The 19,044-nt window shown below is 66.3% G+C and carries 18 protein-coding genes, 1 tRNA gene, 1 other RNA gene and 1 pseudogene; 13 read left to right on the forward strand and 8 right to left on the reverse strand.

Annotated features, from left to right (window positions below; translation table 11 throughout):
* Positions 1-96 precede the first annotated feature (96 nt).
* Together AC5WS7_RS12940 and AC5WS7_RS12945 are read right to left on the reverse strand one after the other, a co-directional pair.
* The gene (locus AC5WS7_RS12940; RefSeq protein WP_495954703.1) at positions 97-804 is read right to left on the reverse strand and encodes a DUF8020 domain-containing protein; all 708 of its coding nucleotides are present in this window, start codon (positions 802-804) and stop codon (positions 97-99) included.
* A gap of 258 nt (positions 805-1,062) precedes the next feature.
* On the reverse strand, positions 1,063-1,767 hold the full coding sequence (locus tag AC5WS7_RS12945; RefSeq protein WP_495954704.1) for a DUF8020 domain-containing protein: 705 nt from the start codon (positions 1,765-1,767) through the stop codon (positions 1,063-1,065).
* A 280-nt stretch (positions 1,768-2,047) separates the two neighbouring features.
* On the opposite strand from AC5WS7_RS12945, the gene AC5WS7_RS12950 reads away from it, so the two are divergent.
* Positions 2,048-3,199, forward strand: coding sequence for an LLM class flavin-dependent oxidoreductase (locus AC5WS7_RS12950; protein ID WP_495954705.1), 1,152 nt, complete (start codon positions 2,048-2,050; stop codon positions 3,197-3,199).
* A gap of 529 nt (positions 3,200-3,728) precedes the next feature.
* Positions 3,729-4,484 carry a hypothetical protein gene (locus AC5WS7_RS12955; protein ID WP_495954706.1) on the forward strand — a complete coding sequence of 252 codons (756 nt, stop codon included), beginning with the start codon at positions 3,729-3,731 and terminating at the stop codon, positions 4,482-4,484.
* A gap of 178 nt (positions 4,485-4,662) precedes the next feature.
* On the opposite strand, the gene AC5WS7_RS12960 is transcribed toward AC5WS7_RS12955, so the two are convergent.
* A complete protein-coding gene (locus AC5WS7_RS12960) occupies positions 4,663-5,241 on the reverse strand; it encodes an HhH-GPD-type base excision DNA repair protein (protein ID WP_495954707.1) in 579 nt (192 codons plus the stop codon).
* A 133-nt stretch (positions 5,242-5,374) separates the two neighbouring features.
* On the opposite strand from AC5WS7_RS12960, the gene AC5WS7_RS12965 reads away from it, so the two are divergent.
* Positions 5,375-6,199: a methyltransferase domain-containing protein gene (locus AC5WS7_RS12965; RefSeq protein WP_495955165.1), complete on the forward strand. Its 825-nt coding sequence runs from the start codon at positions 5,375-5,377 to the stop codon at positions 6,197-6,199.
* A 118-nt stretch (positions 6,200-6,317) separates the two neighbouring features.
* On the opposite strand, the gene AC5WS7_RS12970 is transcribed toward AC5WS7_RS12965, so the two are convergent.
* Together AC5WS7_RS12970 and ffs are read right to left on the reverse strand one after the other, a co-directional pair.
* Positions 6,318-7,604 carry an aspartate aminotransferase type Ic gene (locus tag AC5WS7_RS12970; RefSeq protein WP_495954708.1) on the reverse strand — a complete coding sequence of 429 codons (1,287 nt, stop codon included), beginning with the start codon at positions 7,602-7,604 and terminating at the stop codon, positions 6,318-6,320.
* Positions 7,605-7,938: 334 nt separating this feature from the next.
* Positions 7,939-8,033, reverse strand: an RNA gene (gene ffs, locus AC5WS7_RS12975) — signal recognition particle sRNA small type.
* A gap of 138 nt (positions 8,034-8,171) precedes the next feature.
* Between ffs and AC5WS7_RS12980 the strand changes: the two genes are divergently transcribed.
* Positions 8,172-9,176: a hypothetical protein gene (locus AC5WS7_RS12980; RefSeq protein ID WP_495954709.1), complete on the forward strand. Its 1,005-nt coding sequence runs from the start codon at positions 8,172-8,174 to the stop codon at positions 9,174-9,176.
* A 64-nt stretch (positions 9,177-9,240) separates the two neighbouring features.
* A tRNA-Ser gene (locus tag AC5WS7_RS12985) sits at positions 9,241-9,325 on the forward strand.
* Between the two features lie 56 nt (positions 9,326-9,381).
* Here AC5WS7_RS12985 and AC5WS7_RS12990 read toward each other — a convergent pair.
* The gene (locus AC5WS7_RS12990; RefSeq protein WP_495954710.1) at positions 9,382-9,966 is read right to left on the reverse strand and encodes a TetR/AcrR family transcriptional regulator; all 585 of its coding nucleotides are present in this window, start codon (positions 9,964-9,966) and stop codon (positions 9,382-9,384) included.
* Positions 9,967-10,088: 122 nt separating this feature from the next.
* On the opposite strand from AC5WS7_RS12990, the gene AC5WS7_RS12995 reads away from it, so the two are divergent.
* From AC5WS7_RS12995 to AC5WS7_RS13015, 5 genes and pseudogenes are all read left to right on the forward strand, one after another.
* Positions 10,089-11,240, forward strand: coding sequence for an MFS transporter (locus AC5WS7_RS12995; protein ID WP_495954711.1), 1,152 nt, complete (start codon positions 10,089-10,091; stop codon positions 11,238-11,240).
* 91 nt (positions 11,241-11,331) lie between these two features.
* Entirely contained in the window at positions 11,332-11,658 is a 327-nt protein-coding gene (locus tag AC5WS7_RS13000) for a YciI family protein (RefSeq protein ID WP_495954712.1), read from the forward strand.
* A 37-nt stretch (positions 11,659-11,695) separates the two neighbouring features.
* Positions 11,696-12,382, forward strand: coding sequence for a PAS and ANTAR domain-containing protein (locus AC5WS7_RS13005; RefSeq protein WP_495954713.1), 687 nt, complete (start codon positions 11,696-11,698; stop codon positions 12,380-12,382).
* A 222-nt stretch (positions 12,383-12,604) separates the two neighbouring features.
* Positions 12,605-12,937, forward strand: coding sequence for a divalent-cation tolerance protein CutA (cutA, locus tag AC5WS7_RS13010; protein WP_495954714.1), 333 nt, complete (start codon positions 12,605-12,607; stop codon positions 12,935-12,937).
* Between the two features lie 368 nt (positions 12,938-13,305).
* Positions 13,306-13,593 (forward strand): annotated as a pseudogene (locus tag AC5WS7_RS13015) (GFA family protein); the annotation flags it as partial.
* Positions 13,594-13,688: 95 nt separating this feature from the next.
* On the opposite strand, the gene AC5WS7_RS13020 reads toward AC5WS7_RS13015, so the two are convergent.
* Positions 13,689-15,224 (reverse strand): WS/DGAT domain-containing protein, encoded by a 1,536-nt coding sequence (locus AC5WS7_RS13020; RefSeq protein ID WP_495954715.1) that lies wholly within the window; start codon positions 15,222-15,224, stop codon positions 13,689-13,691.
* A 117-nt stretch (positions 15,225-15,341) separates the two neighbouring features.
* On the opposite strand from AC5WS7_RS13020, the gene qcrB reads away from it, so the two are divergent.
* Entirely contained in the window at positions 15,342-16,973 is a 1,632-nt protein-coding gene (gene qcrB, locus AC5WS7_RS13025; protein ID WP_495954716.1) for a cytochrome bc1 complex cytochrome b subunit, read from the forward strand.
* A 65-nt stretch (positions 16,974-17,038) separates the two neighbouring features.
* On the opposite strand, the gene AC5WS7_RS13030 is transcribed toward qcrB, so the two are convergent.
* Positions 17,039-17,248: a DUF397 domain-containing protein gene (locus tag AC5WS7_RS13030; protein WP_218025846.1), complete on the reverse strand. Its 210-nt coding sequence runs from the start codon at positions 17,246-17,248 to the stop codon at positions 17,039-17,041.
* 365 nt (positions 17,249-17,613) lie between these two features.
* On the opposite strand from AC5WS7_RS13030, the gene AC5WS7_RS13035 reads away from it, so the two are divergent.
* Together AC5WS7_RS13035 and gluQRS are read left to right on the forward strand one after the other, a co-directional pair.
* Positions 17,614-18,090, forward strand: coding sequence for a DUF309 domain-containing protein (locus AC5WS7_RS13035; protein ID WP_495954717.1), 477 nt, complete (start codon positions 17,614-17,616; stop codon positions 18,088-18,090).
* Positions 18,087-19,007, forward strand: a complete 921-nt coding sequence (gene gluQRS / locus AC5WS7_RS13040; RefSeq protein ID WP_495954718.1) for a tRNA glutamyl-Q(34) synthetase GluQRS — start codon at positions 18,087-18,089, stop codon at positions 19,005-19,007. Before AC5WS7_RS13035 ends, gluQRS begins: the two co-directional genes overlap by 4 nt.
* Positions 19,008-19,044 lie beyond the last annotated feature (37 nt).

The raw sequence follows: 19,044 nt of genomic DNA on the forward strand, positions 1-19,044 counted from the left end.
TCGCTCACGGTTTACGCGCAGCCGGATCGAAACACACCGGGGACGCACGCCGCGGGGCCCCGCCCGGATTCCGGACGGGGCCCCGCGGATTCGAAATTACTTCGCCGGGGTGAACGGCGCGTTGATCGTCTGGAAGTACTGCACCGCGGCCGCGATCGCGACCGGTGCGGTCACCAGCAGCTGGCCCGCGAGGGTGCCCAGCGCGCCGACGGCGATGATGCCGCCGAGGCAGCCGATCGCGGCGGCCGGGATGAACGCACCGAACAGGCCGATGATGGCCGCGGAGGACACGGTCGCACCCGCGATGCCGCCGAGCACACAGCCCACGGCGCCACCGGCCAGACCGCCGACCAGGGTGCCGATGGTGGCACCGGTGGCGATGGTGTCCTTCATGCGGTTCCAGGCCGCCTGCTCACGGTCGTACGGGGTCTTCCACGGCGCGGTGTTCTGATACGGCAGATCGACCGGCTTGTAGACCGCGTGCTGCATATCGAACTGCGGGGTCAGCGTCGCGGTGTGTCCCGCGATGTTCGCGGCGATCGGGAATTCGAAATCGTCGACCCGGACCTTCAAATCGGTTCCGGCGACAGTCTTTCCGTTGGCGGCCTTGATCTTGAAGACGCCGTTCTCGACATCCATGGAACCGGCGTCGGTCTGGACGACCGATGCGGTCGGCGTGGTCCACGCCTTGAAGTTGACCGCCTCCGGCGCACTCTGCTGCGGAGCGGCGTTGACGCCTCCGGCGGTGACGCCGAGTGCCGTTGTCACGAGAGCCGCGACCACCGCGAACTTCCTCATCTTCACTTTATTTGTTCCCTCATCATCGAACAACAGGACTGAGGCGCTGCACCGCCCCGGTATTCCGGTGAATTCACCTGGGCGGGCAAATCCGACCGGCACGGAATCCGGGAGTGTGTCCAAGCACAGGGCTCACTCCGGACCCGCCCCGCCCAGGTCTGCATCCCTGAACAGGGGCGGTGTCCCCCCGGTGCGGTAGCACCGGGCCCGATCCACCGATCGCGTCGCCGTTCGCGCTCAGCGGCGACGCGATAACGGTGAATGTTACTTCGCCGGAGTGAACGGCGCGTTTATCGTGGTGAAATATTGAATCGCCGCGGCGATGGCCACCGGCGCGGTCACCAGCAATTGCCCAGCCAGCGTGCCCAATGCGCCCACGGCGATGATTCCACCGAGGCAGCCGATCGCGGCCGCCGGCACGAATGCGCCGAACAGTCCGACGATCGCCGCTGTCGCGACGGTTGCACCCGCGATGCCGCCGAGCACGCAACCAACGGCGCCACCGGCGAGTCCACCGACCAGGGTGCCGATGGTCGCACCGGTACCGATCGTGTCACGCAGCCGCCCCCACGCCGCCTGCTCGCGGTCATACGGCGTTTTCCACGGCGCGGTGTTCTGATACGGCAGATCCACCGGCTTGTACACCGCGTGCTGCACGTCGAACCGCGGCGTCAGCGTCGCGGTCCGACCGGCGATATCCGCGGCGATCGGAAAGACGAAATCGTCCACCCGGAAAGACAATTCGGTTCCGGCCAAGGTCTTGCCGTTGGCTGCCTTGATCTCGAATACCCCGTCGTGCACATCCAGCGATCCGGCATCGGTGGAGATGATCGTCGAGGTCTTGGTGGTGGTCGCCTTGTAGTCGACCACGCCCTCGGAACCGCCGGACGTGGCCGAAGCCACCCCGCAAGACAATCCCAACGCCGTGACGACCAGGGTCGCGACAACCGCGGCCTTGTTCATTTTCATGGTTTTCCCTCATCATCGAATCGCGACGCCGCGCGGCTGTGGCCACATCCATGACCGGCGTCGCGAGAAATTCGGCGGAGTTCGCCGAAAAACAGCCGCTCGCAAGCACCGCGAGCGACTCACAGGAAGCCTGGAGATCGGGCTACGGTCCAGCCAGGTTAAGAAACACCCAGATTTCAACCGGTGACGCCCAGGCTCGGCCTGGGCAGTATCGGGGTGTTGGATCGCCGACCTACGGCCGTCGACCGCCCGTGCTCCGTCTTGAAAGGGTTGCGCTCGAATGAGCTTGAATTTCCATTGGTTCCTGCCCACCTACGGTGATTCCCGCAACCTGGTCGCGGGCGGCCACGGCACCTCGATGTCGGGCGACCGCCCCGCCTCGCTGCGCTACCTCAACCAGATCGCCGGGGCCGCCGAGGAGAACGGCTTCGAGGCCGTGCTCACCCCGACCGGGGCCTGGTGTGAGGACGCCTGGCTCACCACGGCCATGCTGGTGGAGACGACCGAGACACTGAAATTCCTGGTCGCGTTCCGTCCCGGCGTGGTGAGCCCGACCCTGGCCGCGCAGATGGCCGGAACCTTCCAGCGTCATTCGCGCGGCCGACTGCTGCTCAACGTCGTCACCGGCGGCGAACCGCACGAACAGCAGGCGTACGGCGACTTCCTGGACAAGGACCAGCGGTACGAGCGCACCGGAGAATTTCTGCACATCGTGCGCGAACTGTGGGGTGCGCGCGAGCCGGTCAGCTTCGAGGGCAAGCACCTCCAGATCCGCAACGCCCTGCTCAACAACCACCCGGACCCGATCCCGCCGGTGTTCTTCGGCGGTTCGTCGGCTCCCGCCGGCCCGATCGCCGCCCAGTACGCGGACACCTATCTGACCTGGGGCGAGCCGCTTTTCGCGGTGAGCAAGAAACTCGAATGGATCCGCCGCCTGGCGGTGGACCACGGCCGCAAGCTCGACTACGGCCTGCGCATCCACGTCATCTCGCGGGACACCTCCGAACAGGCCTGGGCCGAGGCCGACCGGCTGCTCGAGGCGGTCGATCCCGCGGATATCGAACGCGTGCAAGCGAATCTGGCCAAGAGCGAGTCCGAGGGCCAGCGCCGGATGCTCGAATTGCACGGCGGCGCAACCGATCGGCTGGAGATCGCGCCGAATCTATGGGCGGGCGTGGGGCTGGTGCGCGGCGGCGCCGGCACCGCGCTGGTCGGATCGCACGAAGAGGTCGCCGAGCGCCTGATCGAATATTCGCGCCTGGGGATCACGCAGTTCATCCTCTCGGGTTATCCCCATGTGGAGGAGGCGTACTGGTTCGGCGAGGGCGTTTTGCCGATTCTGGAGCGCCGCGGTCTGTGGAAGCACCCCACCCGGCGAGTGCGTCCCGTGGCGACCACCCCGTTCGCCACGGCGGCGGCCAGCAGCAGCTGAGTCCCGCGCAGACATCGCAGGCGGCGGCCGTCCCACCCCGGGCGGTCGCCGTTGTCGTATCCGCGACGCGCGAGATGGATCGGGTCACGGCACGATACCCCGTATTCGCCGCCGTTCTCAGAATTGGGAACATTCGAATTCGATTACTCGTCGGTAATGTTTTACAACGGTCCTGAAATATTGTCTGCTCGATCACAAGAATTCTCTTCCGGCGACGATCGAGCATACCGCGGCGGACCGTCGCCACCGTATGCCGCATCCCGAAAGGCACTGAGACACAACGGTATCAGCAGGTCAACGGCACGCATTCCACGTTCCGAAACATCCGGATTTTACTGTGCCCGGAGTCTCCCTGGGATTCGAACCACGTTGTACTCCACAGGAGAACCGGACTACCGTGAACGAGGCAATGGTCGCCGCCGCTCATTGTCATGAACCACTGAAATGAACACGCACAGCGCCATTCACGAGATGGGATTTCGGAGAAAAACTCCCGATATCAGCGGTGCGGAAAACAATGACTGGAACAATGACCTCTTCGACACCCTGGCATGTTCACGACGACTCGGAAAACCTCCCCGCGCCGCCGGTCCGGCACACCAGCCTTGTGACACAAAGTATTTCGTCCGCACGAGCCGACAAGGGCTACGTGGCCGCGGCCATAGCGGCGGCACTCGCCCTGATCCTGATGTTCCAGCCGTGGCTCACCGCATCGGGCCCGAACGGGCGGCTGCGTTCGGATGCGTTCGGCCGAATAGACGGTGCGACAAGAAGTTTCGACGACTGGTACACGGACGGCTACAGCCAGCCGAGTGTCAGCGGCGTCTGGGCGGTCCTGGCCACGCTGGCGGCGGTGGTGACCATCAGCGCGGTGCTGATGTACCTGCGCATCCGCACCGACGCGCTGTCCTATCTGGTCCTCGGCTCGTCCCTGGCCACCGCCATGTTCGTCCTGGCCGACCTGCTCTACCTCAGCGGCAAGGCCCCGGAACTGCGCACGATGGTTCAGGGCGCACACGGATTCGGCGATGGCCTCGGCAGCCTCCTCGGCCTGTTCCTGGGCGGTGACGGCACCTCCGGGTACGGCACCCACGAAGTCGCCAGCGCGGGCCTGGATCCCGCCGCGATGCTCTGCGGCGCGGCGGCATTCGGCGGCGCGGTGGCCGCGATCGCCTCGGGCGTTCGCAAGCACACCTGGTACACGATGCGGCTGGTGCGGCAGCGGGTGAAAACCCTGCCGGCGCATGATGTTCGCGACGAGCGGACGATCATCACCGTCGCCTGATTCCGGTACGGTCACCGGCCCGCCCCGACGATCACGAGGCCGCCGGACCGGATCACGACCTTCGGCAACAACGCGGTCGCCGCGACTCCTCATCGCCAGGACGTTGCGGCGATCGCGTCATCCGGAACCAGCTGTCGGCCAAGAGTTTTCACATATGCACCGGGCCCGATGACGGAACTCACACCTTCTTCTTCGCGGCGGCCTTCTGTTCCTTCTTGAACGCCCGCACCTCGAGCAACGTCTCCCCGTCCACGATATCGGCCGCCGAACGCCGCGAGTTCTGCTCCGAATACGCCCCCGCTGCCTTCTCCCACCCGCTCGGCCGCACCCCGAGCTGTTTGCCCAGCAGCGCGAGGAAGATCCGGGCCTTCTGATCCCCGTACCCCGGCAGATCCTTCAGCCGCCGCAGCACCTCGGCGCCGTCCGGATCGCCGTGCGTCCAGATCCGCTCGGTCCGCCCCTCGTAGTTCTCGATGACGTATCGAGCCAGCTCCTGCGCGCGCCGCGCCATCGACCGCCCGTACCGGTGAATCGCGGGCGGCGTTGCCGCCAACTCCTCGAACTCGGCCGGATCCGCCTCGGCGATCTTGCGGATATCGAATCCGCCCATCCGCTCGGCGAGTTTGCGCGGCCCCCGGAACGCGTGTTCGAGCGGATACTGCTGATCGAGCATCATCCCCAGTAGCAGTGCGAACGGATCCGCCGACAGAAGCCGATCCGCTTCGGGTTCCTGCGCGAGACACAGCTGATGGGCCATGCGGCCATTATGACGCCTGCCGATTCGAAACCGGCGAGTAGCCGGGTGCGCCGCGTAGGCTCGGCGCATGCCTGACACTCTGGTGACACCCCCCACAGTGGACAAGGCGCCGAAAGACAGAACGGCAAGTTATATGGCGCCCACACACAGCACCACGAACCCTGCCCGCCGACCGGATCGATTCGACCGCGAGGGGCATGATCAACTCATCGACGTCCGCGATCTACAGGCCGCCCTGCCCGGTATCGCGCGACTGCGGTCCTGGGCCCACGAGGCCCTGGGCGTGCGACCCGGCGAAAGCGCGGTCGACATCGGTTCCGGCACCGGATCGGAGGTCCTGACCTTCGCCGACGCGGTCGGCCCGACCGGCCACGCCGTCGGCGTGGAACCCGATCCGAATCTGCTGGCCGCCGCCGAACGCAATGCCGCCGAGGCCGGCTCGGCCGCGCGGTTCGTCACCGGCGACGCCTACGGCCTGCCGTTCGGCGCGGGATCGTTCGACGCGGCCCTGTGCGAGCGCGTCTTCCAGCATCTGACCGCCCCCACCCGGGCGACCGCCGAGATCGCCCGGGTACTGCGGCCCGGCGGCCGGGTCGTGGTGACCGACAGCGATTGGGGCACCGCCATCGTGCATCCGGGCGACCGGAAGGTGGTGCACGAGGTGATCGAGACGCTGATCAGCAATACCACCAATCCGTTCGCCGGGCGTCGCCTGCACGGACAGTTGCAGCAGGCCGGGCTGATCGTCGACGAGGTCGGCTCGTACGCGCTGGTCCAGGACGCCGGAATCGGCGCGGGCGCGCTCGTCGCACGCATTTCGGCGATGGCGGTGGCGCGCGGCGCGATCACCGAACAGCAGCGTGAGCAGTTGCTCGACGATCTGCGGGCGGGCGCGGAATCCGGCGACATCCACCTGTCGGTGACCATGTTCGCGGTCCTGGCGCACAAACCCGAATAGCCGACGTCCGCTGCGGCATACGCCGCAGCGGACCTGGAAGACGCTGAGAGCCAATCGAACCCGCCGCAGCTGAGACAATCGAACCCGCCGGAGCGGAGCGAAGGCCAGAGATACAGCGCTACTTGCCGAGCAGCTTCTCCGTGGCCGCGAGCAGCACGCAGGTGGCCAGGCCGTCCATCGCCTTCTCCAGATCACTCAGCGGCGGGAAGCTCGGCGCGATGCGAATGTTCTTGTCGTCCGGGTCTTTTCCGTACGGAAAGGCCGAACCGGCTGGAGTCAGCGCGATTCCGGCCGCCTTCGCCAGCGCGACGACCCGGGCGGCGGTGCCGTCCAGCACGTCGAGGCTGATGAAGTAGCCGCCCTTGGGCTCGGTCCACGACGCGATCTTCGACGCCCCCAGGCGGTCCTCCAGAATCCGCAGCACCAGAGCGAATTTCGGCTCCAGGATCGCACGATGCTTCTGCATGTGCGCGCGCACGCCGTCGGCGTCGCCGAAGAATTTCACGTGCCGCAGCTGGTTGATCTTGTCCGGGCCGATGCTCTTCTTCCCGGCGTGTTTCAGGTACCAGTCCAGGTTCGCGGTCGAGCTGCCCAGGAAGCTCACGCCGCTACCGGCGAAGGTGATCTTCGAGGTGGAGGCGAAAACGTAGGGGCGGTTGGGGTTTCCGGCCGCGGCGGCCAGGCCCAGCACGTCCAGCGAGGGTTCGGTGGTGTCGGTCAGCGGGTGCACCGCGTACGCGTTGTCCCAGAACAGCCGGAAGTCCGGCGCGGCCGTGGGCATCGAAACCAGTTCCCGGACAACCTCTTCGGAGAAGGTGACGCCGGTCGGGTTGGCGTAGTTGGGTACCGCCCACAGACCCTTGATCTGCGGGTCGGCGGCCACCAACTCGGCGATGGCGTGCACGTCCGGGCCGTCGTGGCCGATCGCGATCGGGATCATCTCCACGCCGAGCGCCTGCGTCATCGCGAAGTGCCGGTCGTATCCCGGGCTCGGGCACAGGAACTTGACCGTCGGCTCGTCCACCCAGCGGCGCTGCGAATCGGCGGTGCCGTACAGCAGCGCGAAGGTCAGCACGTCGTGCATCAGCTCGAGGCTGGAGTTGTTCCCGGCCAGCAGATTGGCCACCGGAATGCCGAGCAGCTCGCCGAAGATCGCCCGCAACTCCGGAAGCCCTTGCTGGCCACCGTAATTGCGGAGGTCCGTACCGGCGGCGTCACGAAATTCGGTGCCGGGCAACGCGAGCAGATCCAGCGACAGATCCAGCTGCTCCGGCGAGGGCTTACCGCGGGTGAGGTCCAGGGTCAGCTTCTCGGTTTCGAGCTTCGCGTAGTTCGCGGTCTGCGTCTCGTGTTCGGATACGAGTTCCGCATGGCTCATCAAACCGATCTGCGTTTGCCGGGGCATCACTCAACAGCCTTTCCAAGCAGCTTGGGGATTGGTTCGGACGCGGCCCGCGCCGGTCCAGCCGTCCACGTTACTCGGGTGCTGTGTCTTCTGCCTCCGCTTCGCTCCGGCTGTGTTGGCGTTGTCCTGGGTGGACGAGCCAGGGTGATCATCGGGGGATTCTCGACGCCATCGGCACATGTTCGAGCGGTAAGACGGGCCATCGACCTGGTGTCGGCGTTGTTCGAGGTGGGTGGACCGGGTGATCACCGGGGGTATTTCTCGAGGCCGTCGTCGCGTTTCCGAGCGGTTAGCGGGCCGCGTACTCGGCGCGGCGTGTGGGGACCCCGTGAACATAAGGGGACCCCGCGCACCCGGCAGAGCCCGTTGACCCTTGCTGCCTTCCGGCCCTGGGGGAGTTCACAGGATGCGCGCCGCGCGGGATCCGTCGACCAGTGTAGCCACTCGCCGCGATTCGGCCCGCATTCGCCCCCGCCAAACGCGGGAGACGCGGGAGCGGTGGAGTCGCTACGATCTGTCCGACATTCCGAGGGGGCTTCGGCTACCGCAACCGGAGGGAAGGAAAATATGACGGACAACACCCCGCCGCAGGACGAGCCGCCCAACGACTCCAATCAATGGTGGTCCACACCGGCCAGCACCGGTTCGAGTACGCCGCTCACCGGCACCGATCCGACCATCCTGGGCGGCAGCCAGGGCTATGGCGCCGCGGGCTACGCCCAGCAGCCGTACACCCCGCAGCCCTACAACCCGCAGCCCTATGCCCAGTCCGCGTCGCAGCCGACCGCGATCCCGCAGCCGCCCTCGCAGCCGACGCCGCAACCGGTCGTCCAACCGCAGATGGGCTACACCGGACAGCAGCACCAGCCGCAGTACACCGGCGGCTATCCACAGCAGCCGTCCTTCGCGCCGAGGCCGCCGCAGAAGAGCAACGCCGCGCTGTGGGTCATCGGCGGCGTGGTGGGCCTGGTGATCGTCATCGGGGTCGTGATCGGCATCGTGGCCGTGGCCGGCGGTGACGACAGCTCCAACTCGGTACTCGGCAAGAACAAGATCGACGGCGACTACAGCATGGCCAACGTCACCAACGCCTGCAGCCTGGTCGACCTGACGGTGCTGAGCAAGTGGGCGCCGACGGCCAAACCCAACCCGACGCACACCGAGCGCGCACCCGACAGCAGCATCGGCGGCGGCTCGCTGGATTGCGACGGCACCTACGAGGGCGCGGGCAAATACAGCACCGACAGCTCGCAACTGTCCCTGAACGTGGAGTTCCAGAGCAAATACGGTTCGCCCGACTACAACATGTGGAAGGACACCGACACCAAGACCACCGGCAGCGGTCGCAGCTCCGGGGACATCAGCGGTATCGGCCAGCAGGCCTACTACGCCATCGAGCAGCGCAACTACTCCAGCTTCAACGTGCTCAACTACACCTGCGCGACGATGGACTCCAACGTCTCGGTGAAGATCGAGCTGCGCATCGACGCCGACAGCGCCCCCAGCACCGAACAGGCCGGAACCACCTGCAAGGACCAGCTCAAAAAGGTCCTCACCGGGCTGCACAAATGATCCCGCACCCCCTCCGACAGGCCGGTTTGGTGCCCGGAGGGGGTCAGCCGGTATATTCCTGACCGGAGGATTCGCCTAGTGGCCTATGGCGCTCGCCTGGAACGCGGGTTGGGTTAACGCCCTCAGGGGTTCAAATCCCCTATCCTCCGCTGTTGACAGCCCTGGTCTGAGACTCCGATTCGGTCTCGGCCAGGGCTTCGTCAATTCAACGGGACGACGGGGTGGATGCCCCGGCCATCGCGAGTACGTCGTGGACCAGTCGGTCCGCATAGTCCCGGTCGGCGGCCAGACCGAAGACCACGTGGTGGTACATCGGCGCGATCACGTGATCGAGGATCTGCCGCTCGGTCGGCACCCGTTCCCCGCGCGCCCGTGCCCGGTCCAGCATCTGCCCGGCCTGCGTGCGGCGCTGCTCCCAGCATGGGCAGAGGCCCACCTCGTCCCGGGCGGAGATCATGGCCCGCAGGTAGCGCGTGCGGCGCGGTTGGGTGATGTCGTCGACCACGATCCCGGCCCACGCCGAGAGGTCACCGCGCAGCGACCCGGTGTCCGGCAGTTCGTCGCCGTCCTTGGTGAGCGCGGCGACGGCGACCTCCTCCAGCAGCGTGTCCAGGTCACCCCAGCGGCGATAGATGCTGGTCGGATTGACGCCTGCCCGGGTGGCCAGCAGCGGGATGGTGATGCGGTCCGCCTTGCCCTCGCCCATGAGCTGGCCGACGGCGGTGTAGACGGCGTCCCGGACCTTCGCACTGCGCCCGCCCGGCCGCCGGGCTGGTGTGGTGGCCGACATGCGGCCATTATTGCAGAGGCCTTTGTTTTAAGGGTCGCCCCGTGTACCGTCAGCTAAAGCAATAACCTTTGCTTTAGTCGACGTGGGGGTTCTCCATGCTGATCGCTCCGACAACCCGGCGCATGCCCTCCGGGATGGCCACCGTCCTGCCCGCGGCGACCATGCTGACGTTCCTCGCCGCGTCCAGCGCGCCGACCCCGCTCTACCGCGTCTACCAAGCGCATTGGTCGTTTTCCTCCGGCATGCTGACAGTGATCTTCGGCGTCTACGCGGTGTGCCTGCTGCTGGCGCTGCTGACCGTCGGGTCGCTGTCCGACCACGTGGGACGCCGCCCGGTGATCCTCGCCGCCATCGCGCTCGACGCGGTGGCCATGCTGGTGTTCAGCACCGCGGACGGTGTTCCGTTGCTGATCGCGGCGCGCATGGTGCAGGGCATCGCGACCGGCGCGGCAACCGGTGCGCTGGCCGCCGCCATCCTGGACGCGGAACGACCGCACGGGCCGATCGTGAACAGCGTTGCTCCGGTGGCGGGTCTGGCCGTCGGCGGACTCGGTTCCGCGGCGCTCGTCCAGTTCCTGCCGTGGCCGCGCCAAACCGTGTACCTGCTGCTGATCGTGTTGTTCGCGATCGAGGCGATCGGCACGATCCTGGCGACCGAGACCTCGCCGATGATGCCCGGCGCGCGGCAGTCGCTGCGGCCGAAGGTCGGCGTCCCGGCCGTAGCGCGGAACGCGTTCGCGGCCACCGCGCTACTGGACATCGCGGCATGGGCGTTGAGCGGCTTCTACCTCTCGCTCGGCCCGAGCCTGGTGCGTGTGGTCACCGGCTCGAACTCGATCCTGCTCGGCGGGTTGCTGGTCTTCACGCTGGCCGGGGTGGGCGCGGCGGCGATCTGGCTGCTGCGCACGGTCGCGGCCGCCCGGGTGATGCGCTTCGCGGCCGCCGCGCTGGCGGCCGGGATCGCGGTGACCATCGTGGCCATCCAAAGCCGTTCACCGGCAATGCTTTTCGTGGGCACGGTGATCGCCGGGATCGGCTTCGGAGCCAGCTTTCAGGGCATCACCCGCACCGTCTTCCCGCTCGCCCCGGCCACCGAACGTGGCAAGCTCGTCGCCGCGTTCTACGTACTCAGCTACCTCGCATTCTGCGTCCCGGCCGTCGCGGCGGGCGTCATCGCGACCAGCGCCGGCCTGCTGACCACCGCGACCGGCTACGGCATCATGCTGATCGCGCTCGCGGTCACGGCACTGATTCCCTGGCGGTCGCGGGGATGAACCCGGGAGTGCCGCACTCGACACGACCACGGCGCCGGGCAAGGATTGCGGTCAGGTCGACCAACCGCTTGCCATTCGTGGGAGGAAATCCGTGTACTACTTCGTGCGGGCCGACAACCCCCGGCCCACGTTCCATCTGGACATGACCGAGTCCGAGCGCGAGATCATGTCGAAACACGTCGCGTACTGGACCGAACAGGCGAAAGAAGGGGTCTCCGTCGTCTTCGGACCCGTCGCCGATCCCGCGGGTTTCTTCGGGATCGGTGTCTACAAGGTCGCCGACGAGGACCACATGCGCCGGCTTCTCGCCCGAGACCCCGCCAAGGACCTGCTGACTTTCGAGATCCTGCCCATGGCCGGCGCGGTCGTCGGCCACGAGGTCCGGAATCCGGACCCGCATACGACGCCGGAATCCTAGGTTGGTTCATCGGGGTGCTGTTGGAAATAGCTATCTGGTGAGCGTTGCGTCTACTCCTTCTTCCGGCGACCGGATCCCCCTGTCGCTGCCGGAACAAACCGCGGGGTACCAGCCCCCGGCAGGAAGTTTTCGTTTCTGGTTCGCCACCCACCGCTGGGAATGGTCGCCCGAGATCTACCGGATGCACGGCTACCAACCGGGCGAGATCGAGCCGACCACCGAACTGCTGCTCGCGCACAAGCATCCCGACGACCGCGAATTCGTCGCCGAGGCCATCACCCGCTCCGAGAGCCAGGGCGAACCGTTCTCCAGCCGCCACCGGTTCATCGACACTCACGGCGTCGAGCACTCGGTAATGGTGGTGGCCGACCGCATTCTGGACGAGGATGGCGATCCGGCCGGGACCGCCGGGTTCTACATCGACCTGTCCGACACCATCGCCGACGCCGAACGCGAAACCTACGGGCAACGCATCCCCGAGATCGTCGAGGCACGCGCGGTGATCGAACAGGCCAAAGCCATCCTGATGCACATGTACCGGATCAACGCCAACCAAGCGTTCAGCGTCCTGATCTGGCGCTCACAGGAAACCAACACCAAACTGCGCGACCTTGCCGAACAGCTCATCGCCGAACTCCCCACGGTCCCGCCACCGGATCCGGCGGCCGTGACCGCATTCGACCACATCCTGCTCACCCTCCACGAACGCATCCCGACCGACTGAACTCGGACTGCGGCCGATCCCTTCGGGATTCGATCCACGTTCGGCAAAGCCATGCCCGCCGGGCGGCCGAAAGCATTCGGCCGCAACAAGGCCGCGATGTAGCGAAGGCCGGCGGGGCTGGACCGCACCGGCCGGGTACCGGGCCCGCCGCACGGATGGGCGCGGGATGACGAACTCCGTGCACGGGTCGGCAACCGTGTCCTGAGCCATACAGTGGCCACCATGAGCGCAGCGCGAGTGTGGACGGTAACCTCGACGATCCCTACCGAAGAAGACGCACGGACCGTCGCGAAAGCTGTTGTGGCCGAACGCCTTGCCGCAGGAGCCGAGATCACCGGCCCTGCGGTATCGGTGTTCTGGCACCTCGGCGAACTCGGCGAAGGGCAAGAGTGGCGGGTCTCGCTGCGCACCTGCGCGACCGCGCGGGACCGCCTCGCCGCGCGGATCGCGGAACTACACCCGTGGGCCAGCCCCGAGATCACAGCGACACCTGTCGAATGGTGCTCGGACACCTACGCGGAATGGGTCGAGCGCACTACCGCCGCACAGGTATAGGCGCACGAGCCCGATGCCGTGCGGCGTCGGGTCCGGCGCTCCAGCTGTCGCGCAGCGCGAGCAACCTCGCGCACCCGAGCGATGGGCGACAGCAGCGCACGACTTATGAACGGAAACAACGACTTTCGCGTCGGCGCCAAGCGTCCGACCCCAGGCTTGCCCGACAGATTCTCCACCGACTGAGCTTTGAGCAGTCGACACGAAGGCTTTCCGTGTTCCGTCGCCGCGTTGACCAATGTGCCATCGACGACGCCACGTAAGCCGGCGGCGAGTCCGGCGGCAAACCACCGAGGTCGCCACCGTCGTCGACGGGCACGAACACCGGGAACCGATCGGCGACGACGGGCGCGCGTCCGCACTGTCAGGGGCTTTCGGGGGCTCCGGTGATGGCATGGGTCGGTTTTCCGGAGGAAGGATTCGCGTGGACCGGGCCCGGCGGGGAACCCACGTGGTTCCAGACGTATCCCGCGACCGGCACGCAACCGGCGATCGAACGTGGCTTCTGTCCGAAATGCGGTGCGTCGGTCGCGTCCAGGGGAGATGAGGCCGGGTTCGTGGGGGTCACGATCATGGCGCTCGACGATCACTCCGGACTCGTCCCCGAGCATCAGTCGTTCAAGGACAACGCCGTTCCGTGGCTGGACCCGCTGGCCTGACGTGACATCTTGCGGGGACAGTCGATCTGAGGAATATCCACCTTCTTGTCCGGGCGGTGACAGTCGTGGCGGGTCGGCGAACAGTCGGGGTCGAATCAGGAGCGCAGAGCCGTCGTGGTCTCGGTGAGCGCGGTGTCGAGTAGTTCGGCATAGGCGTCGATGTCCGGGACGACGTCCCGGTCGGCGTGGATCGAAACGGTGACAGTATCGCCGAGACCGTGGATGCCGTGGGTGAGGTGCATGACCGTGCCGAGGGCGGGGAATCCAGCGGTCCAGTGGACCCGGCCGTTGCCGAAGGTCAGGTCGGCGGGGCCGCGGTTGACGCTGGAGATTACGGTGTGGCCGGAAAGGGTTTCGGGGGTGAGGTCGAGGGGGTAGCCGGCGATGTCGCGGCGGAGTATGGGGGCGGGAATCACCTCGGTGACCCCGTTTCGGGCGGCCATGACGGGGTGCAGGGCACGTGTGCGGCGGGCGGCCAGGTCGGCTGCGATGCGGGTGGCTCGACGGTGGGGGTCGGGTTCGTCCGCAGGTAGTTCGACGGCCAAGTCCACATAGTTGTTTCGGGGACGGCGGCCTTCGGGTACGCAAATACGGCGCAGGCGTTGCGGGGCGCGGGCCCGGAATCTCGCAAGCTGCGCATCGGGCAGTGCCATCGAAACCTGTGCGCCCAGAAGCACATTCGGCTCGCCGTGCTCGGCCAGATAACGGGACAGAGCCTGGGCTATCGCCGTCGCGGCCACCACGGTCACGGTGTGGCCGGGGACACGCAGATCCTCGCGGACCATCATGCGGACCGCGTGGGATCTCGGCGCGGGCGGGTGGTTGATCCGGGTGATCGGCAATTCCGTTGCGGGCGGCGGTATTTCGCCTCGAACGGTGAGTTCTTCCAGTTTCCGACAGGCACGTTCCGCACCCAGTCCGCGAATCACCGTACGCACCATCGCGATCGGCATACCCAACAGCGCTACGGCCTCGCCGAGCTGGAGTGACGCGGCGAAGGCGCCGACAGCAGCTGTGCGCGCCGAACTGCCCAAAACCTTGCGCAGCGCCACTGCCCCCTTCGGGGTAAATCTCGCGGAAACCGATCGAAACATATTGCACGCCAAACTGATCGACGCTCCCTGCGGCCCTTCGCCCCCCGACCGATCCGGAGTCGACCGCGACCCTTTCCCCTCACTCCACAACGCCCGCGCGATCTCGGCCGACCGCCGCCCGTCGGCCAACGCATGCGAAATCTGCAACACCGCGATCAACGCGGGCGAAACACCACCCGGCGCATCACGAATCCCACGAAACAGATGTAAACGCCACGGATGCTCATCGGCCCGGACGCCTTGTGTCAGCAAATCTCCCAGTGCCGCAACGGCATTCGGCCAATCCGGAGCGTCCAGGACAGGTTCGGTGATCTGCCCGGCCGAGACGTCGCACGGCACCCATTCCGGATAAGCGAACCGGCGTTCCCGCAACCGCACACACAGATCGGGGATACCGGCCGCCCGGACCAGCACCTCGTCCCGCAGCCGCTCGAACGATTGCCCGGTGTCGGCGAAGCAGTACAGCAGGAACAGATCGTTGACCGCCCGATGGGACAGCCAGTATCTCGTCGCATCCTGCGGCGCCAGCGAAGTCACCCGTCGACGATATCCATCACCGACAACGGCCGGAAAACCCCATCGATCCGGGGATCACGAAGTGCTACGCTCTGTAGTAGACGATTGACCCATCTCTCTCGGGGCGGGGTGACTGCCATGGCAGTACCAGAAGGCCGGATCGGCCGAATGCTCGCCGGACAGGCCGATTCGGCGGATCAGCGATATCGGGCGGCCAATTTCGCGAAACGTTCCATCAACAAGGTCTTTCCGACGCACTGGTCGTTCCTGCTCGGCGAGATCGCGCTCTACAGCTTCGTCATCCTGCTGCTGTCGGGCATCTACCTGATCTTGTTCTTCGATCCGTCGATGACCGAGGTGATCTATCACGGCGCATATCAGCCACTGCGCGGCGTTTCCATGTCGCGTGCCTACGAATCGGCCCTGAACATCACCTTCGACGTGCGCGGCGGATTGTTCGTGCGACAGGTACACCATTGGGCTGCACTGCTTTTCACCGCCTCGATGATCGTGCACCTGTGCCGGGTCTTCTTCACCGGCGCGTTCCGCAAACCGCGCGAGGGCAATTGGGTGATCGGCTCGGTGCTGTTGATACTGGCCATGTTCGAGGGATTCTTCGGCTATTCGCTCCCCGACGACCTGCTGTCCGGCACGGGCCTGCGCGCTGCCTTCGCGGGCATCACGATGAGCACGCCGGTGGTCGGAACCTGGTTGCACTGGTTGATGTTCGGCGGCGATTTCCCCGGGACGATCATCATTCCGCGCCTGTACATCGCGCACGTGCTGCTGCTGCCCGGAATCATGCTGGCGCTGATCGCGGCCCATGTGGCCCTGGTCTGGTATCAGAAGCACACCCAGTTCCCCGGACCCGCGCGCACCGAACGCAACGTCGTCGGCGCCCGGATCGTCCCGGTATTCGCCGCGGATCAGGGCGCGTTCTTCATGTTCACGCTCGGCATCGTCGCGCTGATGGGCGGGGTCCTGCAGATCAATCCGATCTGGAATATGGGCCCCTACAACCCATCCCAGGTGTCGGCGGGCACCCAGCCCGATTTCTACATGATGTGGACCGACGGATTCCTGCGCCTGTTCCCGGCCTGGGAGCTGTACCCGCTCGGGCACACCGTTCCCGGGCCCGTCGCGGTCGCGGTGATGATGGTGGTCGTCTTCGGGCTGCTGACCGGGTATCCGTGGATCGAGAAACGCCTCAGCAGGGATCGCGCAGCGCACAATCTGCTGCAACGCCCCCGCGATGTCCCGGTGCGCACCGCGATCGGCGCGATGGCGCTGACGTTCTATCTGGTCCTGACCCTGGCCTGCGTGAACGATATCATCGCCCTGAAATTCGACATTTCGCTCAACGCGACCACCTGGATATTCCGGATCGGCCTGCTGATCGCGCCGCCGCTGGCCTACCTGCTCGCCTACCGGATGTGCATCGCCCTGCAGCGCAGCGATCGCGCGGTACTCGAGCACGGCATCGAGACCGGAATCGTGCGCCGGCTGCCGCACGGTGAATACATCGAGATCCATCAGCCGCTGGGCCCGGTCGACGAGCACGGGCAACCGATTCCGCTGGAATATCAGGGAGCGGCGATTCCGAAGAAAATGAACCGGTTGGGTCTTTCCGGCAAACCCGGCCGCGGCAGCTTCCTGCGAGCTGATCCGCAGGTGGAGGCCACACAACTGGAGGCAGCTGACCGCAATCGCGAGCACGAGCAACTCGCCGTGCTGCGAAGTCGCCTCGAAGACCCTGGAAACGAGCGCTGATCCGCCACACGCGAAGGCCCCGAGCCGCACGGCCCGGGGCCCGATGTGTCGATTATTATCGGCCGTCAGGCTCGCCCCGACAGCCGACCCGTCACCCCCGCGACGAACGCGTCCCATTCGCCGGGAGTGAACCCCAGCACCGGACCGCGGCCGTGGTCCTTGGTGTCGCGCAGGGCGACATTGCCGTCACCGAGAAAGGCCACCTCGACACAATTTCCATCGGGACCACTGTGTCTGCTCTTGAACCACACGGCGTCGGTCGTATCAACCTTCACAGCACTTGCTCCTTCACTGCTTCGAGCCTGAGAATTTGCTGACTTCATTCGTTCCCCATAACCACGCCTGCACGGCGCAGTCTGCACACTGCATGACTCGCGGTGCGTGTCCACTTTCCGCACCTTGCGGGGCTCTCGCTCCCGTTGTGCACCCTAGCAGGTTTCCGCAATGTTGCGCTGTCCTCTTTTCGAATCCAATCGTGCATATCTTCCCAGACCGGACCCATCGAATATGTTTGCACAATTATAGCCAGCAAATATTTCCGCGGCCGGGCAAACATTATGAGGTACATAATTCGTCGGATGTTCCGCGCACCGATCCGCCCGGACCGTCACCCGCGGCGACCACCGTGGATCATGGAGCCGTGGTGGAACGCGATCGAGACGATGCCGGACATGCCCGCAATGCCCGACCCCGTGACCGTTTCGGGCGCCCGCTACCACTCGGCAGCCCCGGTGTGGAGCGGATTCCCGACGATCTCGAACTCACGCCGAACCAGACGCTGGACTACGCGCAGCGACTACTGGACGACGGTCTGGCTTTCAACGCGCACGAGGTTCTGGAGGCCGCATGGAAGAGCGGGCCGTTCGCCGAAAGGATGCTGTGGCAGGGGCTGGCCCAATACGCGGTCGGGCTCACCCATATCCAGCGCGGTAATCCGAAGGGGGCGAGAACCTTGCTCGAGCGGGCAGTCGGGCGTCTGCAGGCCGCGGAACCGTTGCCCTACGAGATCGACGGCGCAGGTCTGCGCACACATGCCGAGCGTCTGCTGGCGGATCTGTCCGCCGGCCGGGAGATCCGCGAGGACGATCTGATTCCTCGTCTACGGGGATTGACATGAACGCACACCACGGCGCCGGCCGATTCGCGCCCAGCCCCTCGGGCGATCTGCATCTGGGCAACCTGCGCACCGCACTGCTGGCGTGGCTGTTCGCCCGCTCCACCGGACGCGCCTTCGGCGTCCGGATCGAGGATCTGGACCGGGTACGCCCCGGTGCGGCCGACCGTCAACTGGCCGATCTGGCCGCACTCGGCCTGGACTGGGACGGGCCGGTGGTCCGGCAGTCCGAGCGCCTGGCACTGCACCACGCCGCCATCGATCGGCTCACCGCCGCCGGGCTGACCTACGAATGTTATTGCACCCGAAGGGAAATTCAGCAGGCAGCGCGGGCCCCGCACGGTCCGATGGGCGCGTATCCGGGTACCTGCCGGAAGCTGTCCGACGAAGAACGCGCCGCCCGACGAGCCGAGGGGCGACCCGCGGCCCTGCGATTGCGCTCGGAGACAACCGAGTTCGAGATCATCGACGGGCTGCGCGGCCGATATCGCGGGCTCGTGGACGATTTCGTGCTGCGTCGCGGCGATGGTGTCCCGGCCTACAATCTGGCGGTCGTGGTCGACGACGCGGAGCAGGGCGTCGATCAGGTCGTCCGCGGTGACGATCTGCTGCCGTCCACGCCGCGCCAGGCCTATCTGGCCACGCTGCTCGGCGCGAATGTGCCACGGTACGCGCATGTTCCACTCGTGCTCAATCGCGACGGCAAACGATTGGCCAAGCGCGACGGAGCCGTGACGCTCACCGATCGGCGCACTCTGGGCGAGTCACCGCAACAGGTGTTCGCGCTGCTGGCGCGCTCGCTCGGATATCGGGCAAACCACCCGCACGAATTGCTCGAGCAGTTCCGGCCCGCAGTGTTGCCGACCACACCGTGGATCTTCGCTCCTGGTGATGTGGTGGAACCGAGCCGAAATCCGTAACGTACGCCGAGTCCGAAGCCACGACCACTTCTACGAG

The organism is Nocardia sp. PLKS1-43 (assembly GCF_059510335.1).